Raw genomic sequence first — 251 nt, forward strand, 5'->3', positions numbered from 1 at the left:
GGTTCAACCGTAACTTGATACTGTTTTACCATGCCTCCTACTGAAGCAACCTCAGATACGCCTGGTACTGTTTGCAATTCAAATTTTAAAAACCAATCTTGTAAGCTACGTAACTGGCTAATATCGTGCTGATTGGTTTTATCTACCAGTGCATATAAGTATACCCAACCAACACCGGTGGCATCGGGGCCAAGCTCTGCGCTGGCTGTAGCTGGTAAACGACTCGCTACTTGGCTTAAATACTCTTGCAC

1 protein-coding gene is annotated in these 251 nt (G+C 44.6%); it reads right to left on the reverse strand.

Annotated elements, in window-relative coordinates; genetic code table 11:
• A partial coding sequence (locus AAEY68_RS21410) for an efflux RND transporter permease subunit (protein WP_350586865.1) occupies nucleotides 1–251 on the reverse strand: 251 nt, incomplete at both ends.

It is taken from the genome of Pseudoalteromonas sp. RB2-MNA-CIBAN-0110, from assembly GCF_040309305.1.
In the GTDB taxonomy this organism is placed as follows: domain Bacteria; phylum Pseudomonadota; class Gammaproteobacteria; order Enterobacterales; family Alteromonadaceae; genus Pseudoalteromonas; species Pseudoalteromonas arctica.